The organism is Micromonospora sp. NPDC005553 (assembly GCF_042871765.1).
GTDB lineage: Bacteria > Actinomycetota > Actinomycetes > Mycobacteriales > Micromonosporaceae > Micromonospora.
Genome location: NZ_JBIAJD010000010.1, coordinates 1 through 17,655 on the forward strand (window position 1 = coordinate 1; position 17,655 = coordinate 17,655).

The window sequence follows — 17,655 nt, forward strand, 5'->3', positions numbered from 1 at the left end:
CAGCTGTTCCAGTACTGGCCGACCAGGTCGGCGGCCTGCTGCTCCCACTGGGCGTAGGCGTCCGGGTAAGCCGACACCTGCACGGTCTGCGCCGCGTCGGTCAGCGCCATGTCCTGCCACCCGTCGACCTGCTTGAGGCCCTTCAGGAACGCGGTGGTGGAGTACTCGGGGTTGGTGATCTGCTCCGGCGTGCCCCAACCACTGGTCGGGCGCTGCTGGAACAGGCCCAGCGAGTCGTGGTCGTTGGCGTCGCCGAGGTGGCCGAGGTTCTCCAGCTTCGACTCCTGCAGGCTCGTCGCGATCGAGATGACCGCGGCCCGCTCCGGCAGACCAGCCTTCTTCGTCGCGGCGATGATCGCCTTCACGTTGGCGGTCTGCTCGTCGTTGAGGCTGATGTGGGACTGGTCACCCTGCGGCTTCGGCGCGGCCGACTGCACGGCCACCGCGACGGGCTTGGCGTCCACGGCCGGGCTGGCGGCATGGGCGGCGATCGGACCGGCGAACACACCACCGGCGAACGCGAGACCAGCAACAGACAGGACGCTCTTACGCAAGATCGTGTTCATGAGGGGTAGCTCCTTCGGGGGTAGGACACCCCGACCGCCAAAAGGGGGACGGCGGCAGGGTGTGAGCACCTCGTCCGGCGCTGCACTTACAAAGGGGAAAAGTCTGAGGGGTGACGCCTAATCGGGCGTCAGGGCCGGCGGCCTGGCGAGCGGGGGAGCTCGTGGCGCCGGGACCCTGTGTAACGACCGCCGGGCCGGGGTCATTCCGGGTTGGCCCACCTGCCGGCACCCTCGTCTAAGCGGTGCCCGTCGGTCGTCCGTGCGGACTGCAACGACCGGGGGAGGTTCTCATTCCGACCTGCGCGACCAACCTTGAAAGGTCGAGTGGCGAGCCGGTGGTACTGCGGTCGTCAGAGTATGTAACGACCCCGCCCCGGCCATGATTCCGGCCCGCGAGTGCACCCGGCCACACCCAGATACAGACAAACCACCCACACGGAACCGGGCTCCACGCCATCGGACCAGCCCTCTCCGGGTGATCCACTCGGATTCACGGAAGGCGGGGCATCCCGGACGCCCGGACACCCCGACATCAGGAAACCCGAGTCGATCAGGAACGCACCGACCGTGCAAAGGCCGCACAAACCGGACAGACTTCGCAGCCGGGCGGGGTCAGGTCGGCGCGCATGAGCAGCGCGCTCGGATCGACCTGAGCGACACCGGCTCTGGCGGGCGTTACCCTGACACCATGCAGGCCGTCTCCCCCACCGCGACCGGCGTGGCCTTTCTGGCCCGCCCGGGTCGCCCCGCTGTGGTGGCACGGACCCTCGCCGAGCTTGCCGGCCCCACCCGAGGTGTGGTGGAACTGCCGGTACGGCTGATGTGGAACGCCGAGCGCACCTTCGACCTCGGCGACCCGGACCAGCTGCTCTGGATGTACGAGAACGTGCTTCGCGAGACCACTCGAGCCGAGGATCTGCGCGCCCTGATCAACGGGCGGACGCTGCGTCGGGTGTGGCGACTGCTCAACCTGCCTCGGGGCGTACGCCAGGCGTGGGAGAGCCGGCACCGCGGCCTGCGCGCGGCGTGATCGAACCTCATCTGCACGAGTTCTACCGGGAGGTGGCCCGGGTGGCGCTGGCCGCCGCCGGGCCGTACCGGTTCGTTCTGGGTGGTGGGGTGGCGTGGGCGGCGCACGGGCTGGTCGCCCGACCGACGGAGGACGTGGACCTCTTCGCGGACGTGGAGGGTGCCGCGGCGGCGGCGTCCGCCGGGGTGCGGGTGGCCCTGGAGCGGGCCGGGTTCATCGTCAGTGACGCCGACCCGGACAGTGAGCTGGCCGAACTGTTCGACGGGTACGAGCAGGACATGAAGGACTTCGTGGTGAGCCGCGACGGACGGCAGATCCGGCTCAGCCTCGCCCGGTTGGACCGCCAGCAGAGTCCGGTAGTGATGGACCTCGGCCCGGTGATGGACGTTCGTGACCTGGTGGCGAACAAGATCGCGGCGTTGGTCAACCGGCGGGAGGTTCGCGACTTCATCGACGTGGCCGCGGCCCTCGACCACTACGACGTGACCGAACTGTTGGTGCTGGCACGGCAGGTCGACCCCGCGCTGGACCCGGACGACGTGCGCGCCGCCGGCCGTTATCTGGACCGGCTCTCCGACCAGCGTTTCGGCCGGTACGGCCTGGGCGCCGTCGACGTCGCCGAGATCCGGCAACGCTTCGCCGCCTGGCCCCGCTGACCAGCGGGCCACACGAACGAGCCGCACCAACGGGCCACGCGACGCGAGCAGGCCACAAGCGTCGGGTGGGCATCCCGAGCGGACGCCCACCCGACGGCGGTTCACTTGGTCGGTCGACCGCCCGTGACCCCCAGGATCTCGCCGGTCACGTAGCTGGACTCCTGCGAGGCGAAGAAGACGTACGCGGGTGCCAGTTCCGCCGGCTGCCCGGGACGCCCCTCCGGGGTGTCGGTGCCGAACTGCTTCACCTTCTCCTCCGGCATGGTTGCCGGGATCAACGGCGTCCACACCGGGCCCGGTGCGACAGCGTTGACGCGGATGCCCTGCTCGGCCAGGTCGGCGGCGAGCGCCTTGGTGAAGTTGGCGATCCCCGCCTTGGTGGTGGCGTAGTCCAGCAACTGCGGCGACGGGTCGAACGCCTGGATCGACGACGTGTTGATGATCGCCGACCCCTCGGCCAGGTGCGGAATGGCTGCCTTGCAGAGCCAGAACATCGCGTACAGGTTGGTCTTGAACACCCGGTCCAACTGCTCGGTGCTGATCCCGAGGATCCCCTTGTCCTGCGACATCTGGTACGCCGCGTTGTTCACCAGGATGTCGAGACCGCCCAGGTCGCGCACCGCCCGGTCGACCAGTTCCTGGCAGTGCGCCTCGTCGGTGACGTCGCCGCGTACCGCGACGCCCCGCCGGCCGGCGGCCTCGACCAGCCGGATGGTCTCCCGGGCGTCGGCGTCCTCCTCCTCACTGAGGTACGAGATGAGCACGTCCGCGCCCTCCCGGGCGAAGGCGATCGCGACCGCCCGGCCGATCCCCGAGTCACCGCCGGTGATGAGCGCCCGCTTGCCGTCGAGCTTGCCGCTGCCCCGGTAGGACTCCTCCCCGTGGTCCGGCCGCGGGTTCATCTCCGCGGTCGAGCCGGGCGCCGACTGCTGCTGCGCGGGCTGACCGGACTGCCCTCCGTACTGGCTGGTCGGGTCCTGCTGGGTGTGCTGGTCCTCGCTCACTGAAAACTCTCCTCGCTGCGCGCGGGAAGCGGGGGTCTCCCGCGAATGCCGTCCCTGACCGCCCTACCCTGCGTCGGCCTGCGGAAACCGCTGCAACGACCAGGGCTGTCGTGCGGCGGTGCCCGCTGCTGGTTAGGGTGCGCAAGGCGCTCACGAGGCGCGTCCACCCCCATGGAAAGGCACGTCATGACCTCTTCCTCCGGCCCGTCGCGCCGCCAGGTGCTCGTCGCCGCGGCGGCCGCGGCGACCACCCCGCTGATCGCCGCCGCGCCCGCGCAGGCGGCCGGCGCGGCCCGGCCGCGCACCTGGGATCTCACCCTCCTGGGCACGTCGGACACGCACGGCAACGTCTACAACTGGGACTACTACCGCGACGCCGAGTACGACGACAGCAAGCAGAACGACATCGGCGTGGCGAAGCTGGCGACGTTGATCAACCAGATTCGTCGGGAGCGGCGCGGCAAGGCGACGCTGGTACTCGACGCCGGCGACACGATCCAGGGCACGCCCCTCGCGACGTACTACGCCAAGCAGGAGCCGATCACCGCCACCGGGGAGAAGCACCCGATGGCACGGGCCATGAATGTCATCGACTACGACGCGGTGACCCTGGGCAACCACGAGTTCAACTACGGTCTGCCGTTGCTGGACCTGTGGATCCGTCAGCTCGGCTTCCCGGCGCTCGCCGCGAACGCCGTCAACGCGAAGACCGGCAAGCCGGCCTTCCTGCCGTACGTCATCAAGAAGGTCTCCCTCGGCTTCGCCGCGCCGACCCTGCGGGTCGGCATCCTCGGGTTGACCAACCCCGGCGTGGCCATCTGGGACAAGGGCAACGTCGAGGGCAAGCTGCGCTTCGACGATATGATCGCGACCGCCGCGAAGTGGGTGCCGATCATGCGGGCCCGCGGCGCGGACCTCGTGCTGATCTCCGCGCACGGCGGTGACAGCGGCACCTCCAGCTACGGCCCCGAGCTGCCGAACGAGAACCCGGTGGCGCTGATCGCCCAACAGGTGCCGGGGATCGACGCGATCCTCTTCGGTCACGCGCACAACGAGGTGGTCGAGCGGTTCGTGACCAACGAGCGCACCGGCACGCAGGTGCTGCTCTCCGAGCCGTCGAAGTGGGGCCAGCGGCTCACCCGGATGGACTTCACCCTCACCCGCGAGCGTGGCCGGTGGGCGATCACCAAGAAGGCCGCCACCATGCTGAACACCAACACGGTGGTCGAGGACCCGAAGGTGCTCGCCGCCGTGCGGGCCCAGCACCAGAAGACCATCGCGTACGTCAACCAGGTGGTTGCGCAGTCCACTGTGGAGTTGTCGGCGGCGGAGTCGCGCTACAAGGACACGCCGATCCTGGACTTCATCAACCACGTGCAGACCGAGGTGGTCGGCGCGGCGCTGGCCGGCACGGCGTACGCGGACCTGCCGGTGCTGTCGATCGCGGCCCCGTTCAGCCGGACCGCCGTCTTCCCCGCCGGCGACGTGAAGATCCGCGACGTGGCCGGCCTGTACGTGTACGACAACACCCTCGAGGCGGTCGTGCTCAGCGGCGCCGAGGTACGCGCCTACCTGGAGTACTCGGCGAAGTATTTCCGGACGGTCGCGCCGGGTGCCCCGGTCGACCCGGAGCAGATCAGCGACCCGGCGGTGCCGGACTACAACTACGACGTCTTCTCCGGCCTGGACTACGACATCGACATCTCCAAGCCGGTCGGGCAGCGGATCACCCGCCTGGTGCTGGCCGGCAGCGACACCCCGGTCGCGGACAACGCGCAGTTCGTGGTGGCGGTCAACAACTACCGGCGCAGCGGCGGTGGCAACTTCCCCGGCATCGTGAAGACCCAGGTCTACAACGCGCAGCAGGAGATCCGTCAGCTGCTCATCGACTGGGCGCAGGCCAGGGGGACGATCGACCCGGCCGACTTCTTCCAGCCCAACTGGCGTCTGGTACGCGAGGGCGTGCCCGTCTTCTGACCCGCAGCGCATCAGGAACGGGCCGTGGGTGGCGACACCCGCGGCCCGTCGCGCGTTCTCAGCCCTGCACGTTCCAGCGGATCGGGTCCTCGGACTCCTCCGGCCGGTCGCGCCCGGGATCGGTCTCGGTCAGGGCCACCCGCTCGTCGGGACGGACGGCGGGCGGCAACTCCCCGAACCGCGCGTGGCGCAGAAACGCGTACTCGTCGTCGGTGAACTGTTGCTCGGTCATCAGCGCCTCCCCCTGCTCCGCTGTGATTGTCCGGCGGCCCCGCCGGTCGACACCAGTAGCCGGACGCACACCCTCTAAGGCATCCTAGGATCCTGGGTGAGCGGTGGTGGCCTGGCGCGACGAATGGGACAACCGGTCGAGCACCGCGAGCGCCGCCCGGATCGGCCGGCGGCTCAACATCTCGTCGAAGCTCGCCCGCCCCTGGCAGAACTGCACGAACATCCGCCAGCCCGGCGGGGTCGCCAACAGGGCGTGGAACACGTCCGGGCGACGGGTGAACACGTCGAGCAGCCGGAAACCCGCCCGCATCTCCGGCAGCAGACGCTCGGCCACCGTCCGCTCGTACCCGGCCAGGTCACCATCCGCGACCGCAGCTCCGGCCAACTCGCCTGAGCGCAACGCGAAGCTGATGCCCTCCCGGCTCCACGGCTCCAGCAACCCCGCCGCATCCCCCACGACCAGCACCCGGCCGTTGCGCAACGGTGAATCCTCCGCCCGACAACGAGTCAGGTGACCGGAGTCGTGCTCCGCCGGCAACCCGGTCAGACCCAACCGGTCGACGAACCGCCGCAGGTACTCACGGGTCCCCTCCCCCGCCCCCCGCGCGGCGATCACGCCGACGGTCAACCGGTCGCCCTTGGGAAAGACCCAGGCGTACGAGCCCGGCATGTCGCCCCAGTCCAACAGCAGCCGGCCCCGCCACCGCTCCTGCTCGACCGGCGGCACCGGAATCTCCAGCTCCAGACCCAGATCCACCTGCCGGTACCGAACCCCCACGTGCCGCCCGGTCACCCCTGACGAGCCGTCCGCCCCGATGACGGCACGAGCCGCGATCGTCGTACCGTCGGCCAGCCGCAGGCGTACCCCCTCGGGGTCCTGCTCGATAGCGCGGACCGCGACCCGCTCCCGCAGCTGCGCGCCAGCGGCGACCGCCGCCGCGCGCAGCCGGTCGTCGAACTCCTCGCGGCGCACCATCGTCACCACCGGGCTGCCGTTGCGGCGGGTGAACTCCCGACGGCCGTCGCGGGTGAACGTCACCCGGTCCACCCGGTCGTGCGCGGGCACCTCGATCCGATCCTGGACGGCCGCGAGTGAGGTGCCGATCAGGCCACCCCCGCAGGTCTTGTACCGCGGGTGTACGGCTCGCTCGACGACAAGGGTGGAGACGCCAGCACGGGCAGCGGCGTGCGCCGCGGACAGCCCCGCGGGGCCAGCGCCAACGACGACGAGATCCCAAACGATCACGAAAGCAGCCTAGGGCACCTCCCCGGCCCGCCCGCCGGACCCGCCCGCCGTCGCGACCGCCCGATCGGGTGTGCATCTTCGGGCACCGAGGGGGTAAACGGCGCACGGCAACCGCCACCGCAGTGGCGGACGAACAGAGGAGGAACCATGCAGCAGGTGCAACTGTCGGAGGCCGAGCAACGGGTGTACCAGGCGGTCACCACCCTCGAGGCACGCGGGCAGGTGCCCTACCCGGACCTGATCGCCGAGGAATCCGGGCTCACCGCGGAGCAGGTGGGCAGCCCTCTGCACCTGCTCACCGAGAAGGGCCTGCTGCACCGCGAGGACTCGCCGATGGCCGGCCTCGACTTCGGTCCCCGGTTCTGCGCCCGCCAGATGGCGTGACCCGCGGAGCCAGCTGGCACGGTTCGCCCCCCGAAGACCCGGGTAGCGGTCAACCATGCGTGACCGAGGGTCGACGGGGGGCGCGATGAGCGCGGCGCAGACGCCGCAGCCGGTGACGGCGGCCGAGAACCGACGGCGCTGGCAGGCCGTCGGCGTCGGACTCGTCGCCGCCTTCATGACGCTGCTCGACGTGAGCATCGTCAACGTGGCCGTGCCCTCCATCGACCGGGCGCTGCACGCGTCGTCGAGCGACCTGCAGTGGATTCTCTCCGGGTACGCGCTCACCTTCGGCCTGGCGCTGGTGCCCGCCGGCCGCTTCGGCGACGCCCGTGGCCGGCGCAACGCCTTCGTCTTCGGCATCGCGCTGTTCACCGTCACCAGCGCGCTCGCCGGCCTCGCCACCTCCCCGACCTGGCTGGTCATCGCCCGACTGTTGCAGGGCGCCGCCGCCGGCATCGTCAACCCGCAGGTCATCGGGCTGATCCAGCAACTGTTCCGCGGGCCCGAACGCGCCCGCCCGTTCGGGATCCTCGGCGCCACCATCGGCATCTCGACCGCCGTCGGGCCGCTGCTCGGTGGGCTGCTCATCGCCGTCGGCGGCGAGGACCACGGCTGGCGCTGGGTCTTCTTCGTCAACGTGCCCGTCGGTGTCCTCGCGGTGATCCTCGGCTGGCGGTTGCTGCCCGGCCGCCCCACCGGTCAACCCGGCTGGCATCGACTCGACCCCTTCGGGGTCCTGCTGCTCGGCGTCGGTGTCGTCCTGGTCCTCCTGCCACTCGTGCAGGAGCAGCAGTGGCGGACCCCGTGGAAGTGGGCCCTCATCCCGGTTGGCCTGGCGGTGCTGGTCGCCTTCGGGCTCTGGGAACGACGCTACGCACGCCACCATCAACCCCTGTTCGACCTCCGACTGTTCAGCTTCCAGTCGTACACGCTGGGCTCGGTCCTGGCGCTCGTCTACTTCGGGGGCTTCACCGCGATCTTCTTCATCTTCACCCTGTTCCTGCAGATGGGGCTGGGCTACAGCGCCCTCGTCGCCGGCCTGGCCATCACCCCGTTCGCCCTGGGCTCCGCGGCCGCCGCCGTGCTCGGTGGCCGCATCGTCAACCGCTTCGGCCGACCCCTGGTCGCCATCGGACTGCTCACCGTGGTGGTCGGACTGGCCGCCACGGTGATCGCACTGCGCCTCTTCCCGGACGCCCCCGCTCCCTGGGTCACCGCCGGCCCACTGCTCGTCGCCGGCATCGGCAGCGGGCTGGTGATCGCCCCCAACCAGACGATCACCCTCTCCGAGGTGCCCGTCGAGCAGTCGGGCAGCGGCGCCGGCATGCTCCAGACCGGCCAGCGGATCGGCGCCGCCGCCGGCATCGCCGCCGTCGGCTCGCTGTTCTTCTCCACGTTGGCCGACAGCCGAGGGCACTGGACCGACGCCTTCGAACAGTCCCTCATGCTCGCCACCGGCATCATCGCCCTCGCGTTGATCGCTGCGCTGATCGATATCTGGCGAACCCACAACCACAAGAGCTGACCGGCGTACGCCGCTGGCCGGCACCCCGGGTTGCGGGTGCCGGCCAGCGGCCGATGCTGTCGTGCGGTGGTGCGGGTCAGCTGTTCCAGTACTGGCCGACCAGGTCGGTGGCCTGCTGCTCCCACTGGGCGTAGGCGTCCGGGTAGGCCGAGACCTGCACGGTCTGCGCGGCGTCGGTCAGCGCCATGTCCTGCCACCCGTCGACCTGCTTGAGGCCCTTGAGGAACGCGGTGGTGGAGTACTCGGGGTCAGTGATCTGCTCGGGTGTGCCCCAACCACTGGTCGGGCGCTGCTGGAACAGGCCCAGCGAGTCGTGGTCGTTGGCGTCGCCGAGGTGGCCGAGGTTCTCCAGCTTGGACTCCTGCAGGCTCGTCGCGATCGAGATGACCGCGGCCCGCTCCGGCAGACCGGCCTTCTTCGTCGCGGCGATGATCGCCTTCACGTTGGCGGTCTGCTCGTCGTTGAGGCTGATGTGGGACTGGTCACCCTGCGGCTTCGGCGCGGATTGGACGGCCACCGCGACGGGCTTGGCGTCCACGGCCGGGCTGGCGGCATGGGCGGCGATCGGACCGGCGAACACACCACCGGCGAACGCGAGACCAGCAACAGACAGGACGCTCTTACGCAAGATCGTGTTCATGAGGGGTAGCTCCTTCGGGGGTAGGACACCCCGACCGCCAAAAGGGGGGCGGCGGCAGGGTGTGAGCACCTCGTCCGGCGCTGCACTTACAAAGGGGAAAAGTCTGAGGGGTGACGCCTGATCGGGCGTCGGAGTCGGCGGCCTGGCGAGCGGGGGGGGGCTCGTGGCGCCGGGACCCTGTGTAACGACCGCCGGGCCGGGGTCATTCCGGGGTGGCCCATCCATCGGCACCCTCATCGAGGCGGTGCCAGCGGTCGTGGGGGGTTGTAACGACCGGGTGGAGGCTGCCATTCCCACCTGCGCGACCCGCCCTCAAAGGTCGGGCGGCGAGCCGGTGGTACTGCGATCGTCAGGGTATGTAACGACCCCGCCCCGGCCATGATTCCAGCCCACCGGTGCACCCGGTCACACCCCCAGACCACCTGCCATCGGACAAACCACCCACGCCAGATCGACACGACAGTGGTCCAACCTGCCCTCACGCGCGTGATCCACTCGGGTTCACGGAAACCGGGGCATCCCGGACGGCAGGACATGGCGATATCAAGGAACGCGAGTGGATCAGGGAAGGGCTGACCGCATGAAACCGACGAAACGGATAGGCTGGCGCCCGTCGGAGTTCCGACGGGCGCCAGCTTCGGTGCTGTCCGGGCGCAGCCCGGTGGTGTGAACTAGTGCGCCGCACCACCGAAGCGCTGGCGGCGACGCCAGGCCAGGGTCAGCAGCAACATCACCGCTCCGGCGCCGACCAGGCCGCCGCCGAGCTTCATGGGCGTGCCGATGCTGTCACCCGTGACGGGCAGCGGCTGCTTCTTGTGCAGCACGCGCAGCTCGGTGCTGGCGGTACGGCCAGACTCCCGGCCCGTGGCGGTGAAGGTCAGCAGACCCGTCACCGACGGCTTGTAGCTCTTGGTGAAGCGGCCCTGACCGTTGGTGTAGGCCGTGAAGTGCAGGGGAGCGCTCGCCTGGTAGGCCACCGGTGCCATGGCCACGGTGCTGCCGTCGCTGCGGCGAGCCGGAGCCGCGCCGCCGGCCGGAGCGGCCTGCGGAGTGACCGTCACGTTGATGTCGACGGTCTCGTTCGGGCCGAAGTTGGTGCCGGTCAGCACCACCGTCTCGCCGAGGTAGATCGTCGGACGGTTGACGGTCAGCGACGCGGCGGTCGGCGGGTACGGCGGCGGTTGCGGCGGGTCTGTCGTCGCGGTGGGCTGCGGCTGCGGCGCTGCCGCCCCCGCTGCCGTCGGCACAGCCACCACGGCCAGGCCGACCGTGAGCGCCATGATGATGCGGGATAGCCGCATGATTTGGTTCCCTCCTACTGATCACAGCTTGGTGCGGAATGAACTTGGGTGGTCCAGGGGCTGGCGGTGGGGGTCAGCCACAGCTCGGCCTGCCCGACGCCGGTCTTGGCCGTCAGCACGGTGACCTCCAGCGCCCTCTCGGCGCCGGGGCCGACGTCGACGCTGGCCGTGGCCACGTGGCGGCGGCGTTCAGTGCCGCTGCCAAGCGCCGTCTCGGCCCCGTCCAGTCGGGCCTCCAGCACCGCTCCACCAGCCGGGCTGAAGATCGACACCAACGTTCGGGCGGTGTACGGATCGCCGGCCAGGCCGAGGCCGAGCACGGATTTGCTAAGTCCGGACTTCGGCGCCGTCGAGCGCAGGGTCACCCGTAGCCGGAGCTCACGGCGACCGTCCGACCGGCATTCGCCGACCGTGAGGTTCGCCGTCGGCCGCAGGTAGTAGCCGAGCTTCGCGCCGCTGCCGTCGTTGAGGAACACGCCGACGGTCGGCACGGTGTCCTGTTCCGGAAGCGTCCCGGCCATCCGGCTCTCGCCGAATGTCCGCTGTTCCTCAGGTCGGGCACTCCAGAACAATATCCGGCGTTCAGTGATAGCACGGTCAAATGCGGACAACAACACCCGAGGGTTGACATTCTTCTTGAAAAAGGAGTCGAACACCGCTGACGCCGACGCCGCGAAGAACTCGTCCTGCTGTTTGACGTCGAGGCGCTGATAGCTGTCGTTGAGCAGGGTCTGCACCACCTTCTCGCTGGCGAGCGGGACACCGCCGGGCACCAGCACCGGACCTGTCGCCTTGAGCAGGTAGGACAGCACCACCGGGTCGACGGCGAGCACGCCGTCGACAGTGGTGCCGGTCTTGCGCCGGAACATCTCGCGGTACAGCGCGGCGGCGGTCGGGAAGTGCGGGGACAGGTTGACGTCGGCGGGGTAGATGCCGGGCAGGTCCGTCCAGAGGGCCCGGGTCTCGGCGGGCACCTTCAGCGCCGGGGTGAACCGACCGAGCGAGGAGGTGCTGCCCTGCTTGCCCATCTGCACCTTGCCGTTCTCTGCCTCGATCATCGCGTAGGCGCCGAACATGCCGCCGGTGGCACGCAACTCGGCGAGGTTCTGCGAGACGAGCAGGTAGCGGCGTGGGCCGTTGACTCCGAGCAGCGGCGGGAGGAGACGGGCGCCCTGGTCGGCTGCCGTGGTGAGGCTGGCCAGACGGTCGATCTCGTCGCGCAGGTCGCCCAGCGCCTGCCGGATCTGGCTGACCAGACTGTCGGCTGGCACCGCCGCCAGGTTCTGGCGGGTACGTTGCACCGACTCGTGCACCCCGGTCAGCTCCGTCGAGACGGCGGCGAGCCGCGCGAGGTCCAACCGGCCGCCGGTCGGCACCAGGCTGGCCAGGTCCGTGCGGAGCAGGGTCGGGAACGCGTGCCGGGCCAGTTCGTCGATGGCGACGGCGATCTGCGCGACAGCGTCGAGGTCGTCGCCGGCAATCGGCGTCAGCCGTCCGAGCCGCCAACTCGGGTCGGCAGTTGCCGAGCGGGCCGCCTTGGCCTGCTCCTGGAGGGCGGCGAGCGTCCGCAGGGCACGGTCGGTGTCCCCACCGACGATCTGAGCGCTCAACTCCCGGGCCAGGCCGGCGGCGTTGAGCAGGTGGGTGCGCGCCTGCCAGCCCCGGAAGCCGACCCACCCGGCGGTCGCCAGTAGCAGCGAGCCGACCACCAGGGCGCCGAGCAGCGCCCGTCGCAGTCGGGCCCGCCGACGACGTCGGGACCGGCTCCGCCGCCGGATCGGCCGTTCGCTCACCGTCACACCTAACTCCCATTCGCGGAACCGGACAGAAGGTCGATTCCCTGACGTTCTTAGCACGTCCAAGGGAAGTTCATGCCGTTAATGCAGTTATCGTCCTTTAAGCGAGCTTTCTTCGTGGTTCCGTGGCGGGCTCGGCGATCCGTCCAGCCGCCTCGTGCAACAGCCGCTCGATCTGGTCCACGCCGCCGGGCAGCGACATCTCGCGCAGGTACGCGGCCCTCCCCCGGCGACCCATCTCGGTGCGCGCCGGCGGCGGAATGGTGGCCGCCAACCAGAACCGGTCGGCCAGTGCCGCCCAGTCCTCGGGTGCGCAGGACAGCCCGGCTCGAACCCGTTCGACCAGCTCGGCCGTGTCCCCACCGGCGGAGGCGATCACCGGCGCGGCGCAGGACAGCGCGGCCTGGAGTTTGCCGGGCACCGTGCTGCGCAGCTCCGGAAGGTCGCGCGACATCACCAGCTGGTAGTCGGCGGCGGCGTACAGCTCGGGCATGTCGACCGGCGACCGCCGCTCCAGGAAACGGACGTTCTCCGCGCCCAGCTCGGCGGCGAGCCCCCGCACCCGCCGCTCCGCCGCGCCCGAGCCGACAAGGACCAGATCCATCGTCCGGTCCAGTGCCGCGGCCGCACGGACCGCGGTCTCGAGCCCCTGCCGCGCGCCGATGGTCCCGGCGTGCATCACCACGCACCGACCGTCGCGACGGACCAGCTGGCGTGCCGCCGCGCCGGGTGTCGCCGGGTAGAAGATCCGCTCGTCGGTCCAGTTCAGCACCAGCCGGACCCGGGCCGGGTCGGCGCCCGCGGCGACCACCAGGTCCCGCATCGACGGCGCCGCGACCGCGATTCTCGCGGCGGTCCGGTAGATCCGGGTCATCGTGCTGCCCATCCGCGCCGCCCAGCGCCCCTCGCCCCCCTCGTCCGCGCCGTCGCGGGTCCAGACGTCCTGCACGTGCAGCACCGCGGGCACCCGCCCGAGCAACCGGAGCACCGCGGCGGCGGCGAACGTCGTTGCCGGCAGTTGAAACACGTAGAGCGCGTCCACGTCACCCAGGAAACGGCGTGCGACCAGCCCCGCGCTGCCGGCGAAGGAGAGGTAACTGGCCATTCGACCGCCGGCGGACGCGGCACTCCCGGGGTACCGGGGCACCCGTCGGACGCTCAGCCGTTCGCTGTGCGTCTCGTGGTGCCACCGCTGCCGCCAGCCGGGATAGACGTGGCCACCGGGGTAGTCCGGAAAGCCGGTGAGGACCCGTACCTCGTGCCCACGCGCGGCCAGCTCCTCGGCGAGGCTCCCCGGGATGAACGCCGGCTCGGGCGGAAAGTGGTACGACAGGATGCCGATCTTCACCGACACACCCCCGTCCCACCGGGATCGCCAGCGACCGGCGCGGCACCACGACCGGCCGGCGTGCGGCGCGCGTACGATGCCGACAACCCCTCCCCGCGCGGCCACCGGCGTCGACGCACCGCCCCCGCGGTGCGCGCTTCGGTGTCCGTACCGACGAGAGGGGCACCGATGGCTGATCGCGTGTTGTTCGTCTGCCACGCCAACCTGTGCCGGTCACCGATGGCCGAGTACCTGGCCCGCCGGCTGCTGGCCGACCGACCCGTCGAGGTGGCCAGCGCCGGCACCGACGCGATCGACGGGCTGGCCATGCACCCGTACGCCCTGGAGGTCGCGACGGAGAACGGCACGGACCCGGCAGCATTTCGCACCCGCGGGTTGCGCCCCGAGTACCTGGTCGACGCGACGCTCGTGCTGACCGCGACCCGACGCCAACGCTCGGTCTGCACCTCGTTGGCGCCGGGAGCGCTGCACCGGACGTTCACGCTGCGCCAGTTCGGTCGGCTGGCCGCGGCGGCCGACCCGCCCACCGACTCGGCCGACGACCCGCTGCGGGCGGCGATCGGCGCCGCCGCGCAGGCCCGGGGACGACTGCAACCCGCCGCCCCGGACGAGGACGACCTTCGGGACCCGATCGGCGGCACCGTGGCCGACTTCCGACGCTGCGCCGAGGAGATCGAACGGTCGCTGCGGCCCCTCGCCGTGCTCATCGGGGCAGCCGGGTGAGTTCCTGGGTGTGGTCGGGGACTCCGTTGACCCCGTCGGCGGTTGCGCTGTGCCGGCCGGACGCGGTCCGTTCGGCCGGCACCGACGCCTCGGCCGTCGAGGCCACCACCCGGTAGGCCTCGTACTGGTACGCCTCCGCCTTGGCCACCTTGGCCATGTTCAGCACACAACCGAGCAGCCGGACCGAGACCGAGTGCAGTGACCGGGCCGCCGCGGCGACCTGGGTCCGCGAGGTGCGGCCCTGCTGGGTCACCAGCAGCGCGCCGTCGGCCTGCACGGCCACCACCACGCCGTCGGTCACCGCGAGCAGCGGGGCGGTGTCGATGATCACGATGTCGGCCGACTCGCGCAGCGCCAGCAGCAGGTCCGACATGGCCTTGGAGCCGAGCAGCTCGCTCGGGTTCGGCGGGGCCGACCCGCTGGGCAGCACCAGCAGCGACTTGTCGCCCCAGCGCTGCACGACGTCGCCCACCTTCACGTCGCCGACCAGCACGTCGGTGAGGCCGACGCCGGCGTCCAGGCCCAGGTAGTCGTCGACCTTCGGGCGGCGCAGATCGGCGTCGACGAGCAGCACCCGCCAGCCCGCCTCGGCCAACGCGATGGCCAGGTTGCAGGAGAGGGTGGTCTTGCCCTCGCCCTGCAGGGCGCTGGTCACCGCGATGACCCGGGCCGGCTCGTGGACGTCCACGAAGCGCAGGTTGGTCCGCAGCTTGCGGACCGCCTCGGCGCGCGCCGAGGTCGCGGCGTCGCCCACGATGAGCGGCGCGCTGCGGGCGTTGGCCTCGAACGGGATCTCACCGAGCAGCGGGCTGCCCGTGGCGCGTTGCAGGCCGGCGGCGTCGCGCAGTCGGACGTCGGCGACGCCGCGCAGGATCGCCAGACCGATGCCGAGGAGCAGGCCGACCAGGCCACCGAGGGTGAGGTTGCGGACCGGCTGCGGCGAGACGGGGTTGGCGCTGACCCGCGGGCCACTGACGACCTCGATCTTGATGGGGGCCTTGCCCTCCGGTGTCGTCTCCACCTTCTGTACGAGTTCGACGAACTTGTTGGCGAGGCTCTCCGTCACGCGCAACGCGCGGGTCTGGTCGGTGTCGGTGACCGATGCCCGCAGCAGAACGGTGCCGGTCTCGGTGGAGGTGCTCACCCGGCGCTGCACCTCGTCCGCGGTGAGGCCGACCGGAGTCTCGGCCACCACGCTCTGCGCCAGCCGGTCGCTGCTGAGCAGGTCGGCGTACGACTTGACACGCTGCTGGAGGAAGAGCCCGCCCTGGTAGGCGTCGGTGACGCCGGTGTTGGGGGTCGTGACGAAGAAGGTCACCGAGGCGACGTACCGAGGTTGGGCACGTACGGTCAGGAACGCCGAGACGCCGAGAGCCACCATGACCGTGACCAGCGCGACCCACCAGTGCCGACGCACGTGGCGCAATTGGCGGAGCAGGTCCATCAGGAGCGCCCCCGTGCCGGTCCGGTTACGGCAAAGAACTTCACGAAAACCCCCAAGGTCGTCTCTAAACTCGTGAAACCATTAAAGCGGTTCATACGGCTTATGTCCGGAGTTATGTATTTTCCGCGGCGAGATGTGCGCCCGCATGACCAACCCGACAAACGCCCATTCGGCTGCGGCGACAACGGGGAAAAGTCCGAAGCCGATCGGAGGGCGTCCGATCGGCCCAGCGGTCGCCGCCGACCGCGTCGCCGGATAGGGTCGACAGCGGTGTGCCGGGAAGTCTGGTCGGCGAGTGGAAACCTGCCGTCCCGACTCCTGTAGGTGAGCCCGAAGTTGACCTCCCCCACCCCGCCTCCCGGCCCGCGTCCGCCAAAGATCCGGCTGTTCTCCCGATCGTCCTGGCCGCAGGCCCGGCACCTGGCCGACGTGCTGCGCACCGAGACCGTCGGCGGCGTGCTTCTGCTGTCAGGCGCTCTGATCGCGCTGATCTGGGCCAACTCCCCGTGGTCCGACTCGTACACCCGGCTCGGCGACGTCGTGCCCTGGCCCGGCGCGCCCTGGCACCTCGACCTGAATCTGGCCACCTGGGCGGCCGACGGCCTGCTGGCCATCTTCTTCTTCGTTGTGGGCCTGGAGCTCAAACGGGAGTTCGTCGCCGGTGACCTCCGCGACCCGCGCCGAGCCGCGCTGCCGGTGGCGGCGGCGCTCGGCGGGATGCTGCTGCCGGCGCTGATCTACGTGGCGGTGGTGCTGACCGGGGGCGGGGAGGGCCTGCGCGGGTGGGCCATTCCGACCGCCACCGACATCGCTTTCGCGCTCGCCGTCCTCGCGGTGGTCAGCTCACATCTGCCCCAGGGGCTACGCGCATTCCTGCTCACCCTGGCGGTGGTCGACGACCTGTTCGCGATCACCATCATCGCGATCTTCTACACCGCCGATTTTCAGCCCGTACCGCTGCTCGCCGCGTTCGCGCCGATCGGGCTCTTCGCGGTGCTGGTGCAGCGGGGGCGCACCTGGTGGTGGGCGCTGATCCCCCTCGCTGTGGCCGCCTGGACACTGATGCACGCCTCGGGCGTGCACGCCACGGTCGCCGGTGTCCTGCTCGGCTTCACGGTGCCGGTGCTCGCCCGCAGACCGCCGGCCGGCGACCAGCCGGCCGCCGCCAGCGCGGAGGCGGGCGAGGGTGGGCTCGCCGCCCGCCTGGAGCACCGCTGGCGGCCCGTGTCCGCCGGCTTCGCGGTGCCGATCTTCGCCTTCTTCGCCGCCGGGGTCACACTGCGCGGCACCGACCTGGGCACCCTGCTGAGCGATCCGATGGTGATCGCCATCGTCGCCGCCCTGGTGTTCGGCAAGAGCATCGGCATCTTCGGCTCGACCTACCTGCTGGCCCGGTTCACCCGCGCCGAACTGGACGAGGACATCACCTGGGCCGACCTGCTCGGGATCGCCCTGCTGGCCGGCGTCGGCTTCACCGTCTCACTGCTCATCGGCGACCTGGCGTTCGGGGCGGGCAGCACGGCCGACGACCGGGTCAAGGCGGCCGTGCTGCTCGGCTCGGTGATCTCCGCCGGGCTGGCCGCCACCGTGCTCAGCCGCCGCAACGCGGCGTACCGGAGGGTGGCGCAGCGGGAGCGGTTGGACGCCGACGGGGACGGCGTACCCGACGTCTACCAGCACCCCGACGCCCGCTGACCACGCCAGCGCCGCCCGCCGAACCATGGCACCGAGCGGTGGCGCGGCGCGGGTTAGCCGCCGTGCCGCGCCGCCGCACCAAGCGCGCG

The 17,655-nt window shown here is 70.8% G+C and carries 16 protein-coding genes; 7 read left to right on the forward strand and 9 right to left on the reverse strand.

The window, feature by feature from the left end:
- Positions 1–566 (reverse strand): hypothetical protein (locus ACFYPG_RS30420; RefSeq protein ID WP_387354638.1); only part of this gene is annotated, 566 nt, incomplete at its 3' end.
- Between the two features lie 688 nt (positions 567–1,254).
- On the opposite strand from ACFYPG_RS30420, the gene ACFYPG_RS30425 reads away from it, so the two are divergent.
- On the forward strand, positions 1,255–1,596 hold the full coding sequence (locus ACFYPG_RS30425) for a hypothetical protein (protein ID WP_124770765.1): 342 nt from the start codon (positions 1,255–1,257) through the stop codon (positions 1,594–1,596).
- Positions 1,593–2,252, forward strand: coding sequence for a nucleotidyl transferase AbiEii/AbiGii toxin family protein (locus tag ACFYPG_RS30430; protein ID WP_357208489.1), 660 nt, complete (start codon positions 1,593–1,595; stop codon positions 2,250–2,252). Before ACFYPG_RS30425 ends, ACFYPG_RS30430 begins: the two co-directional genes overlap by 4 nt.
- Positions 2,253–2,353: 101 nt before the next feature.
- Here ACFYPG_RS30430 and ACFYPG_RS30435 read toward each other — a convergent pair whose 3' ends face one another.
- On the reverse strand, positions 2,354–3,256 hold the full coding sequence (locus tag ACFYPG_RS30435) for an SDR family oxidoreductase (RefSeq protein ID WP_387354640.1): 903 nt from the start codon (positions 3,254–3,256) through the stop codon (positions 2,354–2,356).
- 186 nt (positions 3,257–3,442) lie between these two features.
- Between ACFYPG_RS30435 and ACFYPG_RS30440 the strand changes: the two genes are divergently transcribed.
- Positions 3,443–5,233, forward strand: a complete 1,791-nt coding sequence (locus ACFYPG_RS30440) for a bifunctional metallophosphatase/5'-nucleotidase (protein ID WP_387354642.1) — start codon at positions 3,443–3,445, stop codon at positions 5,231–5,233.
- A 58-nt stretch (positions 5,234–5,291) separates the two neighbouring features.
- Here the strand turns inward: ACFYPG_RS30440 and ACFYPG_RS30445 are convergent, their stop codons facing one another.
- Both ACFYPG_RS30445 and ACFYPG_RS30450 read right to left on the reverse strand, forming a co-directional pair.
- Positions 5,292–5,465: a hypothetical protein gene (locus ACFYPG_RS30445; RefSeq protein WP_355010277.1), complete on the reverse strand. Its 174-nt coding sequence runs from the start codon at positions 5,463–5,465 to the stop codon at positions 5,292–5,294.
- A gap of 84 nt (positions 5,466–5,549) precedes the next feature.
- On the reverse strand, positions 5,550–6,710 hold the full coding sequence (locus ACFYPG_RS30450; RefSeq protein ID WP_355010278.1) for a geranylgeranyl reductase family protein: 1,161 nt from the start codon (positions 6,708–6,710) through the stop codon (positions 5,550–5,552).
- 147 nt (positions 6,711–6,857) lie between these two features.
- Here ACFYPG_RS30450 and ACFYPG_RS30455 point away from each other — a divergent pair, with 147 nt between their 5' ends.
- Together ACFYPG_RS30455 and ACFYPG_RS30460 are read left to right on the forward strand one after the other, a co-directional pair.
- The gene (locus tag ACFYPG_RS30455; protein ID WP_091397890.1) at positions 6,858–7,094 is read left to right on the forward strand and encodes a hypothetical protein; all 237 of its coding nucleotides are present in this window, start codon (positions 6,858–6,860) and stop codon (positions 7,092–7,094) included.
- Positions 7,095–7,179: 85 nt separating this feature from the next.
- Positions 7,180–8,619, forward strand: coding sequence for an MFS transporter (locus ACFYPG_RS30460; RefSeq protein ID WP_387354645.1), 1,440 nt, complete (start codon positions 7,180–7,182; stop codon positions 8,617–8,619).
- A gap of 76 nt (positions 8,620–8,695) precedes the next feature.
- Here ACFYPG_RS30460 and ACFYPG_RS30465 read toward each other — a convergent pair whose 3' ends face one another.
- The 4 genes from ACFYPG_RS30465 to ACFYPG_RS30480 all read right to left on the reverse strand — a co-directional run bounded on the left by ACFYPG_RS30465 (position 8,696) and on the right by ACFYPG_RS30480 (position 13,704).
- The gene (locus ACFYPG_RS30465) at positions 8,696–9,259 is read right to left on the reverse strand and encodes a hypothetical protein (RefSeq protein WP_387354647.1); all 564 of its coding nucleotides are present in this window, start codon (positions 9,257–9,259) and stop codon (positions 8,696–8,698) included.
- Positions 9,260–9,930: 671 nt separating this feature from the next.
- Positions 9,931–10,560: a hypothetical protein gene (locus tag ACFYPG_RS30470; protein ID WP_357208032.1), complete on the reverse strand. Its 630-nt coding sequence runs from the start codon at positions 10,558–10,560 to the stop codon at positions 9,931–9,933.
- Between the two features lie 14 nt (positions 10,561–10,574).
- Positions 10,575–12,353 carry a DUF4012 domain-containing protein gene (locus ACFYPG_RS30475; RefSeq protein WP_387354649.1) on the reverse strand — a complete coding sequence of 593 codons (1,779 nt, stop codon included), beginning with the start codon at positions 12,351–12,353 and terminating at the stop codon, positions 10,575–10,577.
- Positions 12,354–12,456: 103 nt separating this feature from the next.
- Positions 12,457–13,704, reverse strand: a complete 1,248-nt coding sequence (locus ACFYPG_RS30480) for a glycosyltransferase family 4 protein (RefSeq protein WP_355009874.1) — start codon at positions 13,702–13,704, stop codon at positions 12,457–12,459.
- A 168-nt stretch (positions 13,705–13,872) separates the two neighbouring features.
- Between ACFYPG_RS30480 and ACFYPG_RS30485 the strand changes: the two genes are divergently transcribed.
- The gene (locus ACFYPG_RS30485) at positions 13,873–14,427 is read left to right on the forward strand and encodes a low molecular weight phosphatase family protein (protein ID WP_355009873.1); all 555 of its coding nucleotides are present in this window, start codon (positions 13,873–13,875) and stop codon (positions 14,425–14,427) included.
- Here the strand turns inward: ACFYPG_RS30485 and ACFYPG_RS30490 are convergent.
- Positions 14,408–15,871 carry a polysaccharide biosynthesis tyrosine autokinase gene (locus tag ACFYPG_RS30490; RefSeq protein ID WP_355009872.1) on the reverse strand — a complete coding sequence of 488 codons (1,464 nt, stop codon included), beginning with the start codon at positions 15,869–15,871 and terminating at the stop codon, positions 14,408–14,410. The genes ACFYPG_RS30485 and ACFYPG_RS30490 overlap by 20 nt on opposite strands.
- A 336-nt stretch (positions 15,872–16,207) precedes the next feature.
- Here ACFYPG_RS30490 and nhaA point away from each other — a divergent pair, with 336 nt between their 5' ends.
- Positions 16,208–17,566 carry a Na+/H+ antiporter NhaA gene (gene nhaA, locus ACFYPG_RS30495; RefSeq protein ID WP_387354787.1) on the forward strand — a complete coding sequence of 453 codons (1,359 nt, stop codon included), beginning with the start codon at positions 16,208–16,210 and terminating at the stop codon, positions 17,564–17,566.
- The last annotated feature ends 89 nt before the right edge of the window (positions 17,567–17,655 follow it).

Coding starts and splice junctions, on each gene's coding strand:
- ACFYPG_RS30425 (WP_124770765.1), top strand. CDS start 1,255: ATGCAGGCCGTCTCCCCCACCGCGACCGGCGTGGCCTTTCTGGCCCGC.
- ACFYPG_RS30440 (WP_387354642.1), top strand. CDS start 3,443: ATGACCTCTTCCTCCGGCCCGTCGCGCCGCCAGGTGCTCGTCGCCGCG.
- ACFYPG_RS30445 (WP_355010277.1), bottom strand. CDS start 5,465: ATGACCGAGCAACAGTTCACCGACGACGAGTACGCGTTTCTGCGCCAC.
- ACFYPG_RS30455 (WP_091397890.1), top strand. CDS start 6,858: ATGCAGCAGGTGCAACTGTCGGAGGCCGAGCAACGGGTGTACCAGGCG.
- ACFYPG_RS30460 (WP_387354645.1), top strand. CDS start 7,180: ATGAGCGCGGCGCAGACGCCGCAGCCGGTGACGGCGGCCGAGAACCGA.
- ACFYPG_RS30465 (WP_387354647.1), bottom strand. CDS start 9,259: ATGAACACGATCTTGCGTAAGAGCGTCCTGTCTGTTGCTGGTCTCGCG.
- ACFYPG_RS30470 (WP_357208032.1), bottom strand. CDS start 10,560: ATGCGGCTATCCCGCATCATCATGGCGCTCACGGTCGGCCTGGCCGTG.
- ACFYPG_RS30485 (WP_355009873.1), top strand. CDS start 13,873: ATGGCTGATCGCGTGTTGTTCGTCTGCCACGCCAACCTGTGCCGGTCA.
- ACFYPG_RS30490 (WP_355009872.1), bottom strand. CDS start 15,871: ATGGACCTGCTCCGCCAATTGCGCCACGTGCGTCGGCACTGGTGGGTC.